Source organism: Streptomyces sp. MRC013, assembly GCF_023614235.1.
GTDB lineage: Bacteria > Actinomycetota > Actinomycetes > Streptomycetales > Streptomycetaceae > Streptomyces.
Map to the genome: position 1 here is coordinate 3,339,728 of NZ_CP094264.1, position 15,784 is coordinate 3,355,511.

13 protein-coding genes and 1 pseudogene are annotated in these 15,784 nt (G+C 75.1%); 10 read left to right on the forward strand and 4 right to left on the reverse strand.

The window, feature by feature from the left end; translation table 11 throughout:
* Positions 1 to 373: 373 nt before the first annotated feature.
* Complete coding sequence (locus tag LUW75_RS15335; RefSeq protein ID WP_250336113.1) at positions 374 to 1,234, forward strand: MurR/RpiR family transcriptional regulator; 861 nt, start codon at positions 374 to 376, stop codon at positions 1,232 to 1,234.
* A 118-nt stretch (positions 1,235 to 1,352) separates the two neighbouring features.
* Positions 1,353 to 1,919 (forward strand): hypothetical protein, encoded by a 567-nt coding sequence (locus LUW75_RS15340; RefSeq protein ID WP_250336114.1) that lies wholly within the window; start codon positions 1,353 to 1,355, stop codon positions 1,917 to 1,919.
* Positions 1,920 to 2,026: 107 nt separating this feature from the next.
* Here the strand turns inward: LUW75_RS15340 and LUW75_RS15345 are convergent, their stop codons facing one another.
* Entirely contained in the window at positions 2,027 to 3,352 is a 1,326-nt protein-coding gene (locus LUW75_RS15345) for a type III PLP-dependent enzyme domain-containing protein (protein ID WP_250336115.1), read from the reverse strand.
* Between the two features lie 139 nt (positions 3,353 to 3,491).
* Here LUW75_RS15345 and hutU point away from each other — a divergent pair, with 139 nt between their 5' ends.
* The 5 genes and pseudogenes from hutU (at position 3,492) to LUW75_RS15370 (ending at position 9,455) form a co-directional block, all read left to right on the forward strand.
* The gene (hutU, locus tag LUW75_RS15350; protein WP_250336116.1) at positions 3,492 to 5,150 is read left to right on the forward strand and encodes a urocanate hydratase; all 1,659 of its coding nucleotides are present in this window, start codon (positions 3,492 to 3,494) and stop codon (positions 5,148 to 5,150) included.
* 118 nt (positions 5,151 to 5,268) lie between these two features.
* Entirely contained in the window at positions 5,269 to 6,471 is a 1,203-nt protein-coding gene (locus tag LUW75_RS15355) for an allantoate amidohydrolase (protein ID WP_250336117.1), read from the forward strand.
* Positions 6,468 to 7,801 (forward strand): annotated as a pseudogene (locus tag LUW75_RS15360) (formimidoylglutamate deiminase). Before LUW75_RS15355 ends, LUW75_RS15360 begins: the two are co-directional and overlap by 4 nt.
* A 26-nt stretch (positions 7,802 to 7,827) precedes the next feature.
* Positions 7,828 to 9,153 carry an imidazolonepropionase gene (hutI, locus tag LUW75_RS15365; RefSeq protein ID WP_250336118.1) on the forward strand — a complete coding sequence of 442 codons (1,326 nt, stop codon included), beginning with the start codon at positions 7,828 to 7,830 and terminating at the stop codon, positions 9,151 to 9,153.
* A gap of 89 nt (positions 9,154 to 9,242) precedes the next feature.
* On the forward strand, positions 9,243 to 9,455 hold the full coding sequence (locus tag LUW75_RS15370; RefSeq protein WP_250336119.1) for a DUF4287 domain-containing protein: 213 nt from the start codon (positions 9,243 to 9,245) through the stop codon (positions 9,453 to 9,455).
* A 33-nt stretch (positions 9,456 to 9,488) separates the two neighbouring features.
* Here the strand turns inward: LUW75_RS15370 and LUW75_RS15375 are convergent, their stop codons facing one another.
* Together LUW75_RS15375 and LUW75_RS15380 are read right to left on the reverse strand one after the other, a co-directional pair.
* Positions 9,489 to 10,337: a class I SAM-dependent methyltransferase gene (locus LUW75_RS15375; RefSeq protein ID WP_250336120.1), complete on the reverse strand. Its 849-nt coding sequence runs from the start codon at positions 10,335 to 10,337 to the stop codon at positions 9,489 to 9,491.
* A gap of 126 nt (positions 10,338 to 10,463) precedes the next feature.
* Complete coding sequence (locus LUW75_RS15380; protein ID WP_250336121.1) at positions 10,464 to 11,345, reverse strand: RNA polymerase sigma factor SigF; 882 nt, start codon at positions 11,343 to 11,345, stop codon at positions 10,464 to 10,466.
* A gap of 252 nt (positions 11,346 to 11,597) precedes the next feature.
* Between LUW75_RS15380 and LUW75_RS15385 the strand changes: the two genes are divergently transcribed.
* Positions 11,598 to 11,966, forward strand: coding sequence for an STAS domain-containing protein (locus LUW75_RS15385; RefSeq protein WP_168440646.1), 369 nt, complete (start codon positions 11,598 to 11,600; stop codon positions 11,964 to 11,966).
* 176 nt (positions 11,967 to 12,142) lie between these two features.
* Positions 12,143 to 12,667: an ATP-binding protein gene (locus LUW75_RS15390; RefSeq protein ID WP_250336122.1), complete on the forward strand. Its 525-nt coding sequence runs from the start codon at positions 12,143 to 12,145 to the stop codon at positions 12,665 to 12,667.
* Between the two features lie 518 nt (positions 12,668 to 13,185).
* Here the strand turns inward: LUW75_RS15390 and LUW75_RS15395 are convergent.
* Positions 13,186 to 14,688: a peptide MFS transporter gene (locus LUW75_RS15395; RefSeq protein WP_250336123.1), complete on the reverse strand. Its 1,503-nt coding sequence runs from the start codon at positions 14,686 to 14,688 to the stop codon at positions 13,186 to 13,188.
* A gap of 411 nt (positions 14,689 to 15,099) precedes the next feature.
* On the opposite strand from LUW75_RS15395, the gene LUW75_RS15400 reads away from it, so the two are divergent.
* Positions 15,100 to 15,777 carry a response regulator transcription factor gene (locus LUW75_RS15400; RefSeq protein WP_250336124.1) on the forward strand — a complete coding sequence of 226 codons (678 nt, stop codon included), beginning with the start codon at positions 15,100 to 15,102 and terminating at the stop codon, positions 15,775 to 15,777.
* Positions 15,778 to 15,784: the final 7 nt, after the last annotated feature.

The following is a 15,784-nucleotide window of genomic DNA, read 5'->3' on the forward strand; positions in this document are numbered from 1 at the left end:
GAACCCCATGTGCGCCGACCCCCGATGCCGTTGAGCGAACACGCGCCGGTTTCGTGTACGAAGCCGTGCGGCTCCGGAAGCGGCCACGCATGGTGGACGGTTTCGGGCCCCGTTGTCAACCGCGCTTCCGAGCCCCGGACTCGTGGGCCCGCGGGGATCCGGTGGAGGGAGGAGGCGGGGCGGGTCCGTGACGAAGGCGGAGCCACGGCGTCACGCCACCCCTCGGCCGAGGGCGGTGGCCGCCGCGCCCGGTCGCCCGCCCGTCGCGGGCTGCCCGGGCCTCCCGCTTTCCCGGCGGAGCAGGTCTTGCATATGGTCTATTCAGTTACTGCGGTGGCTGAATAGACCCGAGGTGGAGGGCAGGGGTACCGACATGAGCGACACCCCCGGCGTACGGTTGCAGGCGCTGTTCGAGGGGCACCGGCTGACGCCGACGCAGCGGCGGATCGCCCATTGGATGGTGCGGCGCGCCGCCGACGTGCCGTTCCTGTCCAGCGTGGAGCTGGCCGAGCTGGCCGGGGTCAGCCAGCCGTCCGTCACCCGCTTCGCCGTCGCCCTCGGTTTCGACGGCTACCCCGCGCTGCGCAGGCACCTGCGGGAGGTCGCCCCCGCCGAGCCCGCCCGCGTCGCCCCGGGCGAGGCGCCCGAGGGGACGACGGGGGCCAACGAGTACCAGCAGGCCGTCCACGCCGAGATCGAGAACCTGCGCCACCTCGCGGAACTGCTCGCCGACCCCGCGCCGGTCGAGCGGGCCGGCCGGCTGCTCGCCGCCTCCCGCCCCCTGCCCGTCCTCGGGCTGCGCGCCGCCGCCGCCCAGGCCCGCGGCTTCGCGTACTTCGCCGCCAAGGTCCATCCGGACGTCCGGGTGCTCGACGAGGGCGGGTCGATGCTCGCCGACCGCGTCGACGCCGCCGTACGGGCCGGGGCCACCGTCCTGCTCTGCTTCGCGCTGCCCCGCCACCCGCGCGAGGTCCTCGACGCCCTGGAGTACGCCAGGGCCGCCGGGCTGACCGTGGTGACCGTCGCCGACTCGGCGTTCGCGCCGGTCGCCCGCCACAGCGACCTGCTGCTCCCGGCCGCCGTCGGCACCGCCCTCGCCTTCGACACGGCGTGCGGGCCGATGCTCCTCGGGCGGGCGCTGCTGGAGGCGATGTGCGACGGGTTGCCGGAGGCGCAGGCGCGGCTGGAGGAGTTCGACGCGCGGGCCGCCGCGCGCGGGCTGTTCGTCGAGTAGCACCGCCGGACCGGGCCCTCCGGGGACCCTGCCGGACCGGGTCCCGGGTGCTCGCGGGCCGGTTGTACCCTGCCGGGCACGCATCCGCATCGCAGCCGGGGCAGGAGGAGGACGGGACGTGGCACGCGGAGGTCAGGTGCTGGCGAGGGTCGCCGTGGCGGTACGGGCCGGGGCGGCGCCCCTGTTCTGGTCGGGGCTGGCCGGGGCGGCCGTGGGAACGCTGCCGCCCGGACTGACGGGGCGGCGCATCGGCCTGCTCGCGGGGACCGCGCTGTTCCTGGTGGCGGCCGCGGCGGTGCTCCTCGCCCGGCGCGGCCGCTACACGGCGCCGGCCGCCGCCGCCGTGCGGGCCGCCCGCGCGGACGTCCTGCAGGACCGGGCCGCCACCCTCCGCGCCCGGCGGCGCGCCCGTCGCCCGTGGCTGCTCCCGGCCTTCCCGGTGGCCGTCGGGTCGTCGTTCGCGGTGCCCGCCGCGGTCGGGCTGTTCGTCGCGGGGCTGGGCGCCGGGCTGTGGCTGAAGGCGGTGTGGATCGGCCGCCGCGAGGCCGCCGCCGACCGGTTGCTGTGGATCGGCGCCGACCTGCTCGCCGAGGGCGGCCCGGCCGGCCGGCACGTCACCGCGTACCGGACGACGGGGATCGCCGCGGGCGACGCCGCACCCGGAGGGGCGCGGCGCCGCCGCTGACGCCGGGGTGGCGCCCCCCGCGGCGGAGAGGTGCCGCGACGTCCCGCCCCCGGAGGGGCTTCCGGCGTTCTCGCGGGGGCGTGCCGCCGGCTCGGTGGGGGCCGCCGCTACTCCCGCACCAGCGCGTCCCTCCGGTCCCCGCCCGCCTCCGCGACGATCTCCGAGAGCGGCTGCGGCGGCCGCACGGTGGTGAACCGCACCGTGCCGTCCGGCCGGACCGCGTACCCGTACACACCCGGTCTGGGCAGGGAGTTGTACGCGTAGTGGTGCGCGAAGTAGTAGGCGCCGGTGTCCAGCGCCGCCACCACGTCGCCCGGTACGAGCCGCGGCAGCGCCCGGGCCGCGGCCAGCAGGTCCCCGGCGAAGCACGCGGGCCCGGCCACGTCCTGGTCGACGGCCGGCCCGGCCTTGGGCCGCCCCCGCGCGTCGTACGCGGAGATCCGCAGCGGCCAGGCCGCGGGGGCGTACACGGTGCGCGCGGCGACCTGGACGCCGGCGTGGGTGACGGCGATCGGCCTCGAACCGGAGGTCTTGGTGTACTCGACGCGGGCGAGCACCGTGCCGTGCTTGGCCAGCAGCGACCGGCCGAACTCGGTGACCAGCCCGTACCTCCCGTCGAACAGCCCCGGCACCTCGGCGGCGAGCAGCCGCGCGTACGCCTCGTGCGTCGGGGCCTCCTCGTCCGACGCGAAGTTCACCGGGAGGCCGCCGCCGATGTCGACCGTGTCGACCTGGCGCCGCCCGGCCGCCGCGTTGATCTCCTCGGCGAGCTCGTACACGGCGCGGACCCCGGCCGCCATGCGGGCGAGCGGGACGCCCTGGGAGCCGGAGTGGGTGTGCAGGCGCGTCAGCCACGGGCGGTCCAGGAACGCCCGCACGATCCATTCGCGCGCCCCGGCGTCGCGCAGGCCGACGCCGAACTTCGACGTGTCGGTGGCGGTCGCCAGGGCGTCGATCGTGCCGCCGCCGACCTGCGCGTTCACCCGCAGGCCGAGGGGCGGCGGGCCGGCGGGGGCCGCGGCCGGCACGAGGGCGTCGAGGCGGGCCAGCTCCTGGGGGCTGTCGGCGTTGACGGCGACGCCGAGGGCCAGGGCCTCACGCAGCTCGGCGGTGGTCTTGGCGGGCGAGTCGAGGACGGTCAGGTGCGGCGGGACGCCGGCCGCGCGCGCCAGGGCCAGCTCGCCGGGGCTGGCGACCTCGGCGCCCAGCCCCTGCTCGTACAGCAGGCGCAGGACGGGGACGAGCGGGGACGCCTTGACGGCGAAGGCGTGCAGCACGGGCGCGTCGGTGACGGCGGCGAACGCGGCGCGCAGGGCGGCGGCGGAGGCGCGGACGCCGGCGGTGTCGAGGAGGGCGACGACGGGTTCGGCGGCGGAGGGCAGCGCGTGCCCGACGGCTGCGCGGACGGCCCGGTCGCGACGGTCGGAAGCCATGTCCCCAGCCAAACACCCGCCGTGCGGCCGCGCAGCTGTTGACTACAACTATTCAGTCCAGCAGGATGTGAATACCTCATTCACGGGAGTGAGCGTCGTCCCAGTGGCCGCAGGGCCGAGCATCCGAGGAGGCACCCCCATGTCAGGACCCCGACCCGTACGGGCCCCGCGCGGTACGGAACTGAGCGCCCTGGGGTGGCAGCAGGAGGCCGCCCTGCGGATGCTGCAGAACAACCTCGACCCCGAGGTCGCCGAGCACCCCGACAAGCTCGTCGTCTACGGCGGCACCGGCAAGGCCGCCCGCGACTGGCGGTCCTTCGACGCCATGGTCCGCACGCTGCGCACCCTGAAGCAGGACGAGACGATGCTCGTCCAGTCCGGCCGCCCGGTCGGCGTCCTGCAGACCCACGAGTGGGCCCCGCGCGTCCTGATCGCCAACTCCAACCTGGTCGGCGACTGGGCGAACTGGGAGGAGTTCCGCCGCCTGGAGGCCCTGGGCCTCACCATGTACGGACAGATGACCGCGGGCTCCTGGATCTACATCGGCACCCAGGGCATCCTGCAGGGCACCTACGAGACGTTCGCCGCCGTCGCCGAGAAGAAGTTCGGCGGCACCCTGGCCGGGACGATCACCCTCACCGCCGGCCTCGGCGGCATGGGCGGCGCCCAGCCGCTCGCCGTCACCATGAACGACGGCGTCGCGATCTGCGTCGACTGCGACCCGCGCGCCATCGAGCGCCGCATCGAGCACCGCTACCTGGACGTGCGGGCCGACTCCCTCGACCACGCCCTCCGGCTCGCCGTCGAGGCCCGCGACGACCGCCGCCCCCTGTCGATCGGCGTCCTCGGCAACGCCGCCGAGCTGGTGCCGCAGCTCCTCGCGACGGGCGCCCCCATCGACATCGTCACCGACCAGACCTCGGCCCACGACCCGCTGTCGTACCTGCCGGTCGGCACCGCCTTCGAGGACATGGCGGACGCGGCCGCCAAGGACCCGGCCGGGTTCACCACCCGTGCGCGCGAGTCGATGGCGAAGCACGTCGAGGCGATGGTCGGCTTCATGGACGCCGGCGCGGAGGTCTTCGACTACGGCAACTCCATCCGCGGCGAGGCGCGGCTCGCCGGGTACGACCGGGCGTTCGCCTTCCCCGGCTTCGTCCCCGCGTACATCCGCCCGCTGTTCTGCGAGGGCAAGGGCCCCTTCCGCTGGGCGGCCCTGTCGGGCGAGGCGTCCGACATCGCCAGGACCGACAAGGCGATCCTCGACCTGTTCCCGGAGAACGAGTCGCTGGCCCGCTGGATCAAGATGGCCGGCGAGCGCGTCCACTTCCAGGGCCTGCCCGCCCGCATCTGCTGGCTCGGCTACGGCGAGCGCGACCGCGCCGGCGAGCGCTTCAACGACATGGTGGCCTCCGGCGAGCTGGCCGCCCCCCTCGCCATCGGCCGCGACCACCTCGACTGCGGCTCCGTCGCCTCCCCGTACCGGGAGACCGAGGCGATGCTCGACGGCTCGGACGCCATCGCGGACTGGCCGCTGCTCAACGCCATGGTCAACGTCGCCTCCGGCGCGTCCTGGGTCTCCCTCCACCACGGCGGCGGCGTCGGCATGGGCCGCTCCATCCACGCGGGCCAGGTCACGGTCGCGGACGGCACGAAGCTCGCCGGCGAGAAGGTCCGCCGGGTCCTCACCAACGACCCCGGCATGGGCGTCATCCGCCACGTGGACGCGGGCTACGACCGCGCCGACGAGGTCGCCGCCGAGCGCGGCGTCCGGGTCCCCATGCGGGAGGAGGCGTGAACGACGGCCGCCCCGCCGCGGAGGAGCGCTCCCCGGCGGGAGGAGGCTCCCCCGGGCCGGGCGGGAGCGCCCGCGGGAGACCGCCGGCGCGCCCCGCGCGGGCGCGTCGTTCCACGAGATGTGGGACGGCCTGCGCGGGATCGGCCGCGACGCCGGCTCCGGCGGCTACCGCCGCTACGCCTGGACCGGCGCCGACGCCGACTGCCGCGCCTGGTTCCGGGAGCAGGCCGAGGCCCGGGGCCTGGCCTACGAGACCGACCGCAACGGCAACCAGTGGGCCTGGCTGGGCGACCCGCGGGGCACGGACGCCGTCGTCACCGGCTCCCACCTGGACTCCGTCCCGGACGGCGGCGCGTTCGACGGCCCCCTCGGCGTCGTCTCCTCCTTCGCCGCCGTCGACGAACTCCTCCGCCGGGGCGCCGCCCCCGCCCGCCCCCTCGCCGTGGTGAACTTCGGCGACGAGGAGGGCGCCCGCTTCGGCCTCGCCTGCGTCGGCTCCCGCCTCACGTCGGGGCAGCTGACGAAGGACGCCGCGTACGCGCTGCGCGACGGCGGCGGGACGAGCCTGCCGCAGGCCATGGAGGCGGCCGGGTACGACCCGGCGGCCATCGGACCCGACCCGGAGCGCCTCGCCCGGATCGGCGCGTTCGTGGAGCTGCACGTCGAGCAGGGCCGCGCCCTGGACCTCTCCGGCGACCCCGTCGGCATCGCCTCCGCGATCTGGCCGCACGGCCGCTGGCGGTACGACTTCCGGGGCGAGGCGAACCACGCCGGCACCACCCGCCTCGCGGACCGCCGCGACCCGATGCTGCCGTACGCCGAGACGGTCCTGGCGGCCCGCCGCGAGGCGGAACTGGCCGGCGCCGTCGCCACGTTCGGCAAGGTCGCCGTCGAACCGAACGGCGTCAACGCCATCCCGTCCCTGGTCCGCGGCTGGCTCGACTCGCGCGCCGCCGACCAGGCGGCGCTCGACGCCGTCACGGCGGCCGTGGAGGCCGCCGCGCGGGAGGCCGCCGACCGGCAGGGCGTCGACCTCACCGTCGTACGCGAGTCGTTCACCCCGGTCGTCGACTTCGCCCACGCGCTGCGCGACGAGCTCGGGAAGATCCTCGACCGGGGCGGCGACCGCCCCGTGCCCGTCCTGGGCACGGGTGCCGGACACGACGCGGGCATCCTGTCCGCCTCCGTCCCGACCGCGATGCTGTTCGTCCGCAACCCCACGGGCGTCTCGCACTCCCCGGCGGAGTTCGCCGCCGAGGACGACTGCGCGGCCGGCGTGCACGCCCTCGCCGACGTACTGGAGGGCCTGGCGTGCCGATGACGACGTACTGGCTGGAGCACGCCTGGCTGGGCGGGACGGTCGCCTCCGGCGTCGCCCTGGACGCGGCGGACGGCCGCATCGCCGCCGTCCGCCCGGGGGTGCCCGCCCCGCCGCCGGACGCCACGCCCCTGCGGGGGCTGACGATCCCGGGGCTGGCCAACGCCCACAGCCACGCCTTCCACCGGGCCCTGCGCGGCCACGTCCAGACCGAGCGCGGCACCTTCTGGACGTGGCGGGAGACGATGTACCGGGCGGCGTCCCGGCTCACGCCCGACACGTACCGCGCCCTGGCGACGGCCGTGTACGCGGAGATGGCCCTCGCGGGGATCACCGCCGTGGGGGAGTTCCACTACCTGCACCACGCGCCCGGCGGCACGCCGTACGCCGACCCCAACTCCATGGGCGAGGCGCTGATCGCCGCCGCCGCCGACGCGGGTGTCCGCATCACCCTCCTCGACACCGCCTACCTGTCGTCCGGTTTCGGTGAGCCCCCCGGCGAGCACCAGCTGCGCTTCTCCGACGGCACCGCCGACGCGTGGGCCGAGCGCGCCTCCGCCCTGCAGGACAGGGGCGACGCGGTCCGCATCGGAGCGGCCGTCCACTCCGTGCGCGCCGTCCCCGCCGACCAGCTGGCCACCGTCGCCGACTGGGCGCGCGACCGGAACGCCCCCTCCACGTCCACCTCTCCGAGCAGCCCGCCGAGAACGAGGCGTGCCTCGCCGCCCACGGCTGCACCCCGGCCCGGCTGCTGGCCGACCGGGGCGCGCTCGGCGAGCGGACGACCGCCGTCCACGCCACCCACCTCACCGACGAGGACGTCGCCCTCCTCGGCGGCTCCGCCACCGGCACCTGCATGTGCCCCACCACGGAGCGCGACCTCGCCGACGGCATCGGCCCGGCCGCCGCCCTCCAACGGGCGGGCAGCCCCCTGTCCCTCGGGACCGACAGCCACGCCGTGATCGACCTCCTGGAGGAGGCGCGCGCGATGGAGCTCGACGAGCGGCTGCGCACCCGCACCCGCGGCAACTGGACCGCCGCCGCCCTGCTGCGCGCGGCCACCGCCGACGGGCACGCCTCGCTGGGCCGGCCCGACGCGGGCCGCCTGGAGGCGGGCGCGCTCGCCGACTTCACGACGATCGCGCTGGACACCGTCAGGACGGCCGGCCCGCCACCGCGTCTGGCAGCCGAGACGGCGGTATTCGCCGCGTCGGCCGCGGACGTGCGGCACACGGTCGTGGGCGGCCGCCACGTCGTACGGGACGGGGTCCACGCCCTCGTACCGGACGTACCGCGGGCGCTGCGGGACGCGATCGCCGCCCTGCACGACTGACCCGGCCGAAGGAGGACCCCCGCACCATGAACAGCGGCAACGAACCCGCGAACAGCGACCCCGCGACCGCGGGCCCCGACACGACGAACAGCGCCGTCGCGCCGGCGGCCACCGCGGCCACGCTCATCACGAACATCGCCGGCCTGGTCACCAACGACCCCTCCCTCGGATGGGGGTCCCCCCGCTCGAGCAAGTTCGAGAGCGGGGGAGGGTCCCCCCTCGGACTGATCCGCGACGCGGCGGTCGCCATCGAGGGCGACCGCGTCGTCTGGATCGGTGAGGCCAGCAAAGCACCCGCCACCGACAACCGCGTCGACGTCGGCGGACGGGCCGTGATCCCCGGCTTCGTCGACTCCCACTCGCACCTCGTCTTCGCCGGGGACCGCACCGCCGAGTTCAACGCCCGCATGTCCGGCCGCCCGTACGCGGCGGGCGGCATCCGCACCACGGTCGCCGCCACCCGCGCCGCCACCGACGCCGAACTGGAGGCGAACCTCACCCGCTACCTGGGCGAGGCGCTCCGCCAGGGCACCACGACCTTCGAGACGAAGTCCGGCTACGGCCTGACCGTCGAGGACGAGGCGCGGGCGCTGCGCATCGCGGCCCGCCACACCGACGAGGTCACCTACCTCGGTGCGCACGTCGTCCCCCGGGACCACGCCGACGACCCGGCCCGGTACGTGGCCCTGGTCACCGGGGAGATGCTCGACGCGTGCGCGCCGCACGCCCGCTGGATCGACGTGTTCTGCGAGAAGGGCGCCTTCGACGGCGACCAGGCCCGCGCGATCCTCACCGCGGGCAGGGCCCGCGGCCTGCACCCGCGCGTCCACGCCAACCAGCTTTCGTACGGGCCCGGCGTGCAACTGGCGGTGGAGCTGGACGCGGCGAGCGCCGACCACTGCACCCACCTGACGGACGAGGACGTGGACGCCCTCGCCAACGGCTCGACCGTCGCGACGCTGCTGCCCGGCGCCGAGTTCTCCACCCGCGCGCAGTGGCCCGACGCGCGCCGCCTGCTGGACGCGGGCGTGACGGTGGCGCTGTCCACGGACTGCAACCCCGGCTCGTCGTTCACCTCGTCGATGCCGTTCTGCATCGCCCTGGCGGTACGGGACATGGGCATGACGCCCGACGAGGCGGTGTGGTCCGCCACGGCGGGCGGCGCGGCGGCCCTCCGCCGCGGCGACATCGGCCGCCTCACCCCCGGCGCCCGCGCCGACCTGGCGGTCCTGGACGCCCCGTCCCACGTCCACCTGGCCTACCGCCCCGGCGTCCCGCTGGTCACCCGGGTCTGGCGCGCCGGCGTCCGGGTCGCCGGCCGAGCGGCGGCCGGACCGGCGGTGCCCGAGTGACACACGCCACACGCCGCCCCCGACGAGTCCGGGGGCGGCGCCCGGTCCACCCCCACGGCAGCGCACACGGCAGCGGGAGAGGACCGGAGATGACGCAGCAGGCACGGCCGAAGGGCCCCGCGAGCTACTTCCCGTCGATAGAGAAGAGGTACGGACGGCCCGTCGCGGAGTGGAGGGACCTGATCCGCTCCTCCCCGCTGACCCGGCACGGGGAGCTCGTCGCCTGGCTCAAGGACGCGCACGGCCTCGGCCACGGCCATGCGAACGCCCTGGTCGCCCACACCCTCGCCGAGCGGGCCTGAGCCGCCGGCCCGCCGGGGGAGGGAGAGCCGGGCTCAGCCGGCGGCCAGGGCCGTCCGGACGAGGTGCAGGCGCAGGACGCACGGGACGCGCCCGTCCGGGCCGGCGAGCGGGGCGACCTCCGCGAGGAACGCCCCGCGCAGCGCCGCCGTGTCCGGCCCGGACAGCGGCGCCAGGTCGTACAGGCCCGAGACGGCCCCCCACACCTCCTCCGCGGTCCCGTCGAGCCGCAGCGGCACGGTCTCCCGGACGACGGGCCCGAAGCCGGCGGCCCGCAGCAGCCCGTCGAGGCCCTCGCGGGTACGGGTCCGGGGGTCGCCCAGCCTCGGGACGCGCCGCCCGGCGGGCAGGGCCTCCACGGCGGCCCGCAGCAGCGGCTGGAACCGTCCGTACGCGTCGTCGCCGCCGGGGACGGCCCCGCCGCCCACCACGCACGCGAGGACGCCGCCCGGCGCGAGGACGCGCGCCACCTCGGCGGCGACCCGCTCCACGTCGTCCACCAGCATCAGCACCAGGTGCGACACGCAGGCGTCGAAGACCCCGTCCGCGAACGGCAGCCGCTGCCCCCGCCCCTGCACCAGCGCCGCCCCGGCGGGCACCCCGGCCCGCCCGCGCGCCGCGGCCAGCGCCTCGGCCGACAGGTCCACCCCGGCCAGCACCCGCCCGGCGGGGGCGCCCGCCTCCCGCGCGAGCAGCTCCAGCAGCACCCCGTCGCCGCACCCCAGGTCGAGCACCGCGCCCGCCCCGCGGACCAGGTCGCCCAGCATCGCGTAGCTGGACCGCCCGTCGGGCCCGGCGCCCCGCACCAGTGCCTCCCCGGTGACGCCGGGCCGCTCGGCGTGGAACCGCCGCAGGAACGCCTCTTGCCGCGTGATCGTCGTCATGGCCCCCACCCAACCAGGGGCCGCACCGCCGGGGCGGCCCGCGGGGGCCGGATCCCGCCACGCACGGGAAACGCCCGCGGGCCCGCTCCCGGGAGGGGGGAGCGGGCCCGCGGGCGGACGGGCGGGTCACTCCTCCAGGGTCAGGCCCTCGCGGAGCTTCGCCAGCGTGCGCGAGAGCAGCCGGGAGACGTGCATCTGGGAGATGTCCAGCTCCTCGCCGATCTGCGACTGGGTGAGCCCGGCGACGAACCGCAGCGAGAGGATCTCGCGGTCCCTGGGCGACAGCGACGCGATCAGCGGCTTCAGGGACTCGACGTACTCGACGCCCTCCAGTCCGTGGTCCTCGTAGCCGATGCGGTCGGCCAGGGCGCCCTCGGAGTCGTCCTCCTCCGGCTGGGCGTCCAGGGAACTGGCGGTGTAGGCGTTGCTCGCCGCCATGCCCTCGGCGACCTCGTCCCTGCTGATGCCGAGCCGCTCGGCGAGCTCTCCGACGGTCGGCGAGCGGTCCAGCTCCTGGGCCAGCTCGTCGCCGGCCCTCGCCAGGTCCAGCCGCAGCTCCTGGAGACGCCGCGGGACCCGCACCGACCAGGACGTGTCGCGGAAGAACCGCTTGATCTCGCCGATGATCGTCGGCATGGCGAAGGTGGGGAACTCGACCTCGCGGCTCAGCTCGAAGCGGTCGATCGCCTTGATCAGGCCGATCGTGCCCACCTGGACGATGTCCTCCATCGGCTCGCTGCGCGTCCGGAACCGGGAGGCGGCGAACTTCACCAGGGCGAGGTTCAGCTCGACCAGCGTGTTGCGGACGTACGCGTGCTCGGGGGTGCCCTCGTCGAGGGTCTCGAGCCGGGCGAAGAGCGTCTTGGAGAGCGCTCGCGCGTCGAGGGGCCCGACCTCGTCGTACGGGGGGATGGGGGGGAGGTCCGGGAGGCCGGACGGGTGGATCCCGCGGGGGGATGTTGCCGACGCCGCGTTCTGGGTACGCGTCTCGTCGAGCCGGGGTGACATGGGTGTCCTCCATCGTTCTCGGCATGCGGCCGCCGATTGCCGTCTGTCGTCTCTGCGGTGTGCGGCGCCTCCGAAGCCGGCCGTGTAGGGGTTGCCTTACTAGCCCTACCCGCTCCCCGCGTGCCGGTGCAAGTGGCGGGAGCGAATGTCATTTATCCTTCATATACCCTTTGCGGTGACCTTGGACTACCAGCGAAGACGAATTCGGCGTAGGGTTCTCCCGACCCAACGGCATCGGCGAAGAGGGGCGGAATGGGCCGCGAGACGGTCGGCAGCGCGAATCAGGGCCGGCTTCGTGTAGGGGTCCGGACGGAAGGTTCGAGTGAGATCCTGACGCCGGTGGGTGAGCTCGATCACCACACTGCGGAGCTGCTGCGCGAGCCTTTGGAGGCGGCGATCACCCAGGGCTGCGCGCGCCTGGTGGTCGACTGCTCGGAGTTGGAGTTCTGCGACTCGACGGGGCTGAACGTGCTCCTCGGCGCGCGGCTGAAGGCCGAGGCCGCCGGCGGCGCGGTCCACCTGGTCGCGATGCGGCCCGCCGTGGCCCGGGTGTTCGAGATCACGGGGGCCTCCGTGGTCTTCGAGGTCCACGACTCCCTGGAAGCGGCGCTGACCCAGTAGAGCGGCGTACGGGCGCCATGGGCCGGACACGGTCGATCTGATGGGTGTCGTCCGGAAAGGGACGGGCAGAAGAAGCCAGAAGTCCCCGCGGTGGGCTGCGTGGGGGCACCACTCCTTGTAAACGATGTCGACGTCGACGCAATGACGACCTGGTGAATCGGTGAGGTGACGCGCTGATGGGTGCCGCCCAGCAGCAACCGCCGAGCGGCCTCGGCCCCGAGCCGGACCGCCCTGGCACCCCCTCCGTACAGCGCGTGGCCCCTGACGGCGCGTCCGAAGGGCGGCGGTCGCACCACGAGACGCGCCGTCTCCCGCTGGACGGCGCGAGCGGCATCGTCCCGCTCGCCCGCGACTTCACCCGCCAGGCGCTCTACGACTGGGGCTGGCTCCCCGCCGCCACCGCCGACCGCCGTGCCGCCGCCGAGGACGTCCTGCTGGTCGTCTCCGAACTCGTCACCAACGCCTGCCTCCACGCCGACGGCCCCGAGGAACTGCGGGTCTCCCTGCAGGCGAAGGTGCTGCGCCTGGAGGTCGAGGACCGCAGCGCCGGAGAGCCCGCTCCGCGCACCCCCCACCGCGCGGGCCGGCCCGGCGGGCACGGCATGTTCATCGTGCAGCGCCTCTGCCTCGACTGGGGGGTCGTGAAGGCCCCCACGGGGCCGGGGAAGACCGTCTGGGCGGAGCTGGCCGCGCCGGCGTGAGCGGCCCGCCCGTGTGCGGCGGGCCGCCGGAGGCCCGCCGACGGCCGCTCCCCGCGGCGGTCCCCCGCGGGAGGCCCCGCGCGGGCCGCCGGAGCGCGGACCCGCCCCGCCCTCCGAGGGTGCAGGCACCCCGGGCCTTCCGAGGGGGTGCGCGTCTCCGCTTCCCGAAGGCGTGGGCGCCCGGTTCCCCCGGGGGCGCGCCCCGGCGCCCCGAGGGCGTGTACACCCCGGTCCTGCGGAAGCGCGCCCCCTGCCTCCCGGAGGCGTACCGGCCCCGGCCCTCCGGAGGCGTACGCGCCGACGGCGGCGAAGCCCGGCGCCCGCCCGCGGGGCGCCGAGGAGCTGCGGCGGCGCGACCGCGCCCTCGCGGCGGGGGCGTCCCTCTCCGGCCCCGGCCGCCCCGCCGCAGGCCACGCCCTCCGCCCCGGGGCCGCGGAAGGACCGTGTGGAACGGCGAACGGGCCGGTACGAGGGTTCGTACCGGCCCGTTCGCCGTAGGGGGCGCTCCGGGGAGCGGATTACTTCACGTCGCCCATCAGCTTGGTGATCTTCTTCGACGCGATCATGAACGTGACGCCCGCGGCGGCGGCGATGACCGCCCACATCGTGTAGTACACGGCGTCGCCCAGCACGCCGTTGAGCTTGGTCACCCAGCCGTTCAGGGCGTTGCCCGTCGCGGTGGCCAGGAACCACAGGCCCATGATCTGGCCGATGAACAGCTTCGGCGCCAGCTTCGTCGACAGGGACAGGCCCACCGGGGAGAGGCACATCTCGCCGAGGGTCTGGACCAGGTAGACGCTCAGCAGCCAGAAGACCGTGACCTTGCCGGTCTCGCTGGCCGCCGCGGCGGCGCCGGCCAGGCCCATGATCGCGAAGGAGCCGCCGATGAGCAGCATCGCCAGCGCGAACTTCATCGGGGTGCCGGGCTCGCGGTTGCGCTGGGCGAGCCGCACCCACACCGTGGCGAAGATCGGGGCCAGGACGATGACCATGGTCGGGTTGACGGACTGGTACCAGGAGGCCGGGAACTCCCAGCCGCCGATGACGCGGTCCGTCTTGCTGTCGGCGAAGAGCGTCAGCAGCGAACCGGACTGGTCGTAGATGACCCAGAACAGCACGGCCGTGGCGAAGAACCACACGAACGCCTTGATCTTCGGGCGGTCGTCGCTCCCCAGCGCCGGGTTCCGGAAGATCGCCAGGAAGTAGACGATCGGCACGACGATGCCCGCGATCGCCAGGACGTTGACGATGTGCTCGATGTCGAACGTGCCGAGCAGGACGTCGGCGAGCAGCGCGGCGACGGCGACGGCCGTCCACAGGCCGGCCTTGCGCAGCACGGAGCGCTTCTCCTCCGGCGTGGCCGGGGTGGCGGGCTGCTTGCCGACCTCGCCGAGGTACTTGCCGCCCAGCACGTACTGGACGACGGCCAGCGTCATGCCGACACCGGCGACGCCGAAGCCCAGGTGCCAGTTGACGTTCTCGCCGAGGTAGCCGACGACCAGCGGCGCGATCATCGCGCCGACATTGATCGACATGTAGAAGAGCGTGAAGCCGGCGTCGCGGCGGGCGCCGGGCTGGCCCTCGTAGAGGCCGCCGACCATCGCGGAGATGTTCGGCTTGAGCAGGCCGGTGCCGATCGCGATCAGGCCCAGGCCCAGGAAGAAGGCCACGTCGCCGGGGACGGCCAGCGTGTAGTGGCCCAGGGCGATGATCACGCCGCCGACGAGGACGGCCTTGCGGGCGCCCCACAGGCGGTCGGCGACCCAGCCGCCGGGCATGGCCGCCATGTAGACGACCGCGTTGTAGACGCCGTAGATGGAGGCGGCGAGCGCCTCGCGGCCCTCCAGCGGCCCGTCGAGGACGCCGTGCACCAGGTACAGCACGAGAATGGCGCGCATTCCGTACCAGGAGAAGCGCTCCCACAACTCCGTCATGAAGAGCGTGGCCATACCGCGGGGGTGGCCGAAGAAGGTCTTCCCGGCGGGTTCGCTCGCCGGGTCCTTCGTCAGGCTGGACGCCATGGTCGATCCTTGTTCGTTCGGGACGCGCGCCGCCTCGTGGGCGACCCGCGCCCGCTCCGGGCGGCCGGCACCGGTACGGCGGGTGCCGCACCGGGATCCACGCCCCGCCGCGCGCATCGGACGTCGCGCCGCGAAGCCGGGCCAGGGGTCATTCGTTCACCGAGTGGTGACCGGGGTCTTCGGCGCGTCGGTGGACGCGCCGAAGACCCCGGTCACCACGTCGAGCGTCTGGCAACCCTACGCCACGACTCCGGGGGAGACGGAAGGGCTTGAGAGATGGATCACAGGTTTGACCGGAACCGTACGCATACAATCAAAGGTCGTATTCAGGATGTGGACCGTCACCCCCGCCGTACGGCGGCCGCGGTCCGGCCCCCGCGCCCCGCGCGCCGCGCGGACTACCATCACTGCATGACCCGTGTGCTGCTCGCCGAGGACGACGCCTCCATCTCGGAACCGCTGGCCCGCGCCCTGCGGCGCGAGGGGTACGAGGTGGAGGTGCGGCAGGACGGGCCCGGCGCGCTCGACACGGGACTGCGGGGCGGCGTCGACCTCGTCGTCCTCGACCTCGGCCTGCCCGGCATGGACGGCCTGGAGGTCGCCCGCCGGTTGCGCTCCGAGGGGCACACGGTGCCGATCCTCGTCCTGACCGCGCGCGCCGACGAGGTCGACACCGTGGTCGGGCTGGACGCCGGCGCCGACGACTACGTCACCAAGCCCTTCCGCCTCGCCGAGCTGCTCGCCCGCGTCCGGGCCCTGCTGCGGCGCGGTGCCGCCGAACCCGCCCCGCAGCCCGCGACGCACGGCGTCCGCATCGACGTCGAGTCGCACCGCGCCTGGATGGGCGAGGACGAACTCCAGCTCACCGCGAAGGAGTTCGACCTGCTGCGCGTCCTCGTCCGGGACGCCGGCCGGGTCGTCACCCGCGACCAGTTGATGCGCGAGGTCTGGGACACCACGTGGTGGTCGTCGACGAAGACCCTCGACATGCACATCTCCTGGCTCCGCAAGAAGCTCGGCGACGACGCGGCGAACCCGCGCTACATCACCACCGTGCGCGGGGTCGGCTTCCGCTTCGAGAAGAGCTGAGGCGGAC

What these genes read in the sequence shown, in the direction of transcription:
- LUW75_RS15380 (WP_250336121.1), bottom strand. Translation starts at nt 11,345, where the DNA reads ATGTCACCCCGGCTCGACGAGACGCGTACCCAGAACGCGGCGTCGGCA.
- LUW75_RS15355 (WP_250336117.1), top strand. Translation starts at nt 5,269, where the DNA reads ATGTGGGACGGCCTGCGCGGGATCGGCCGCGACGCCGGCTCCGGCGGC.
- LUW75_RS15395 (WP_250336123.1), bottom strand. Translation starts at nt 14,688, where the DNA reads ATGGCGTCCAGCCTGACGAAGGACCCGGCGAGCGAACCCGCCGGGAAG.
- LUW75_RS15400 (WP_250336124.1), top strand. Translation starts at nt 15,100, where the DNA reads ATGACCCGTGTGCTGCTCGCCGAGGACGACGCCTCCATCTCGGAACCG.
- LUW75_RS15335 (WP_250336113.1), top strand. Translation starts at nt 374, where the DNA reads ATGAGCGACACCCCCGGCGTACGGTTGCAGGCGCTGTTCGAGGGGCAC.
- hutI (WP_250336118.1), top strand. Translation starts at nt 7,828, where the DNA reads ATGAACAGCGGCAACGAACCCGCGAACAGCGACCCCGCGACCGCGGGC.
- LUW75_RS15375 (WP_250336120.1), bottom strand. Translation starts at nt 10,337, where the DNA reads ATGACGACGATCACGCGGCAAGAGGCGTTCCTGCGGCGGTTCCACGCC.
- LUW75_RS15370 (WP_250336119.1), top strand. Translation starts at nt 9,243, where the DNA reads ATGACGCAGCAGGCACGGCCGAAGGGCCCCGCGAGCTACTTCCCGTCG.
- hutU (WP_250336116.1), top strand. Translation starts at nt 3,492, where the DNA reads ATGTCAGGACCCCGACCCGTACGGGCCCCGCGCGGTACGGAACTGAGC.
- LUW75_RS15385 (WP_168440646.1), top strand. Translation starts at nt 11,598, where the DNA reads ATGGGCCGCGAGACGGTCGGCAGCGCGAATCAGGGCCGGCTTCGTGTA.
- LUW75_RS15390 (WP_250336122.1), top strand. Translation starts at nt 12,143, where the DNA reads ATGGGTGCCGCCCAGCAGCAACCGCCGAGCGGCCTCGGCCCCGAGCCG.
- LUW75_RS15345 (WP_250336115.1), bottom strand. Translation starts at nt 3,352, where the DNA reads ATGGCTTCCGACCGTCGCGACCGGGCCGTCCGCGCAGCCGTCGGGCAC.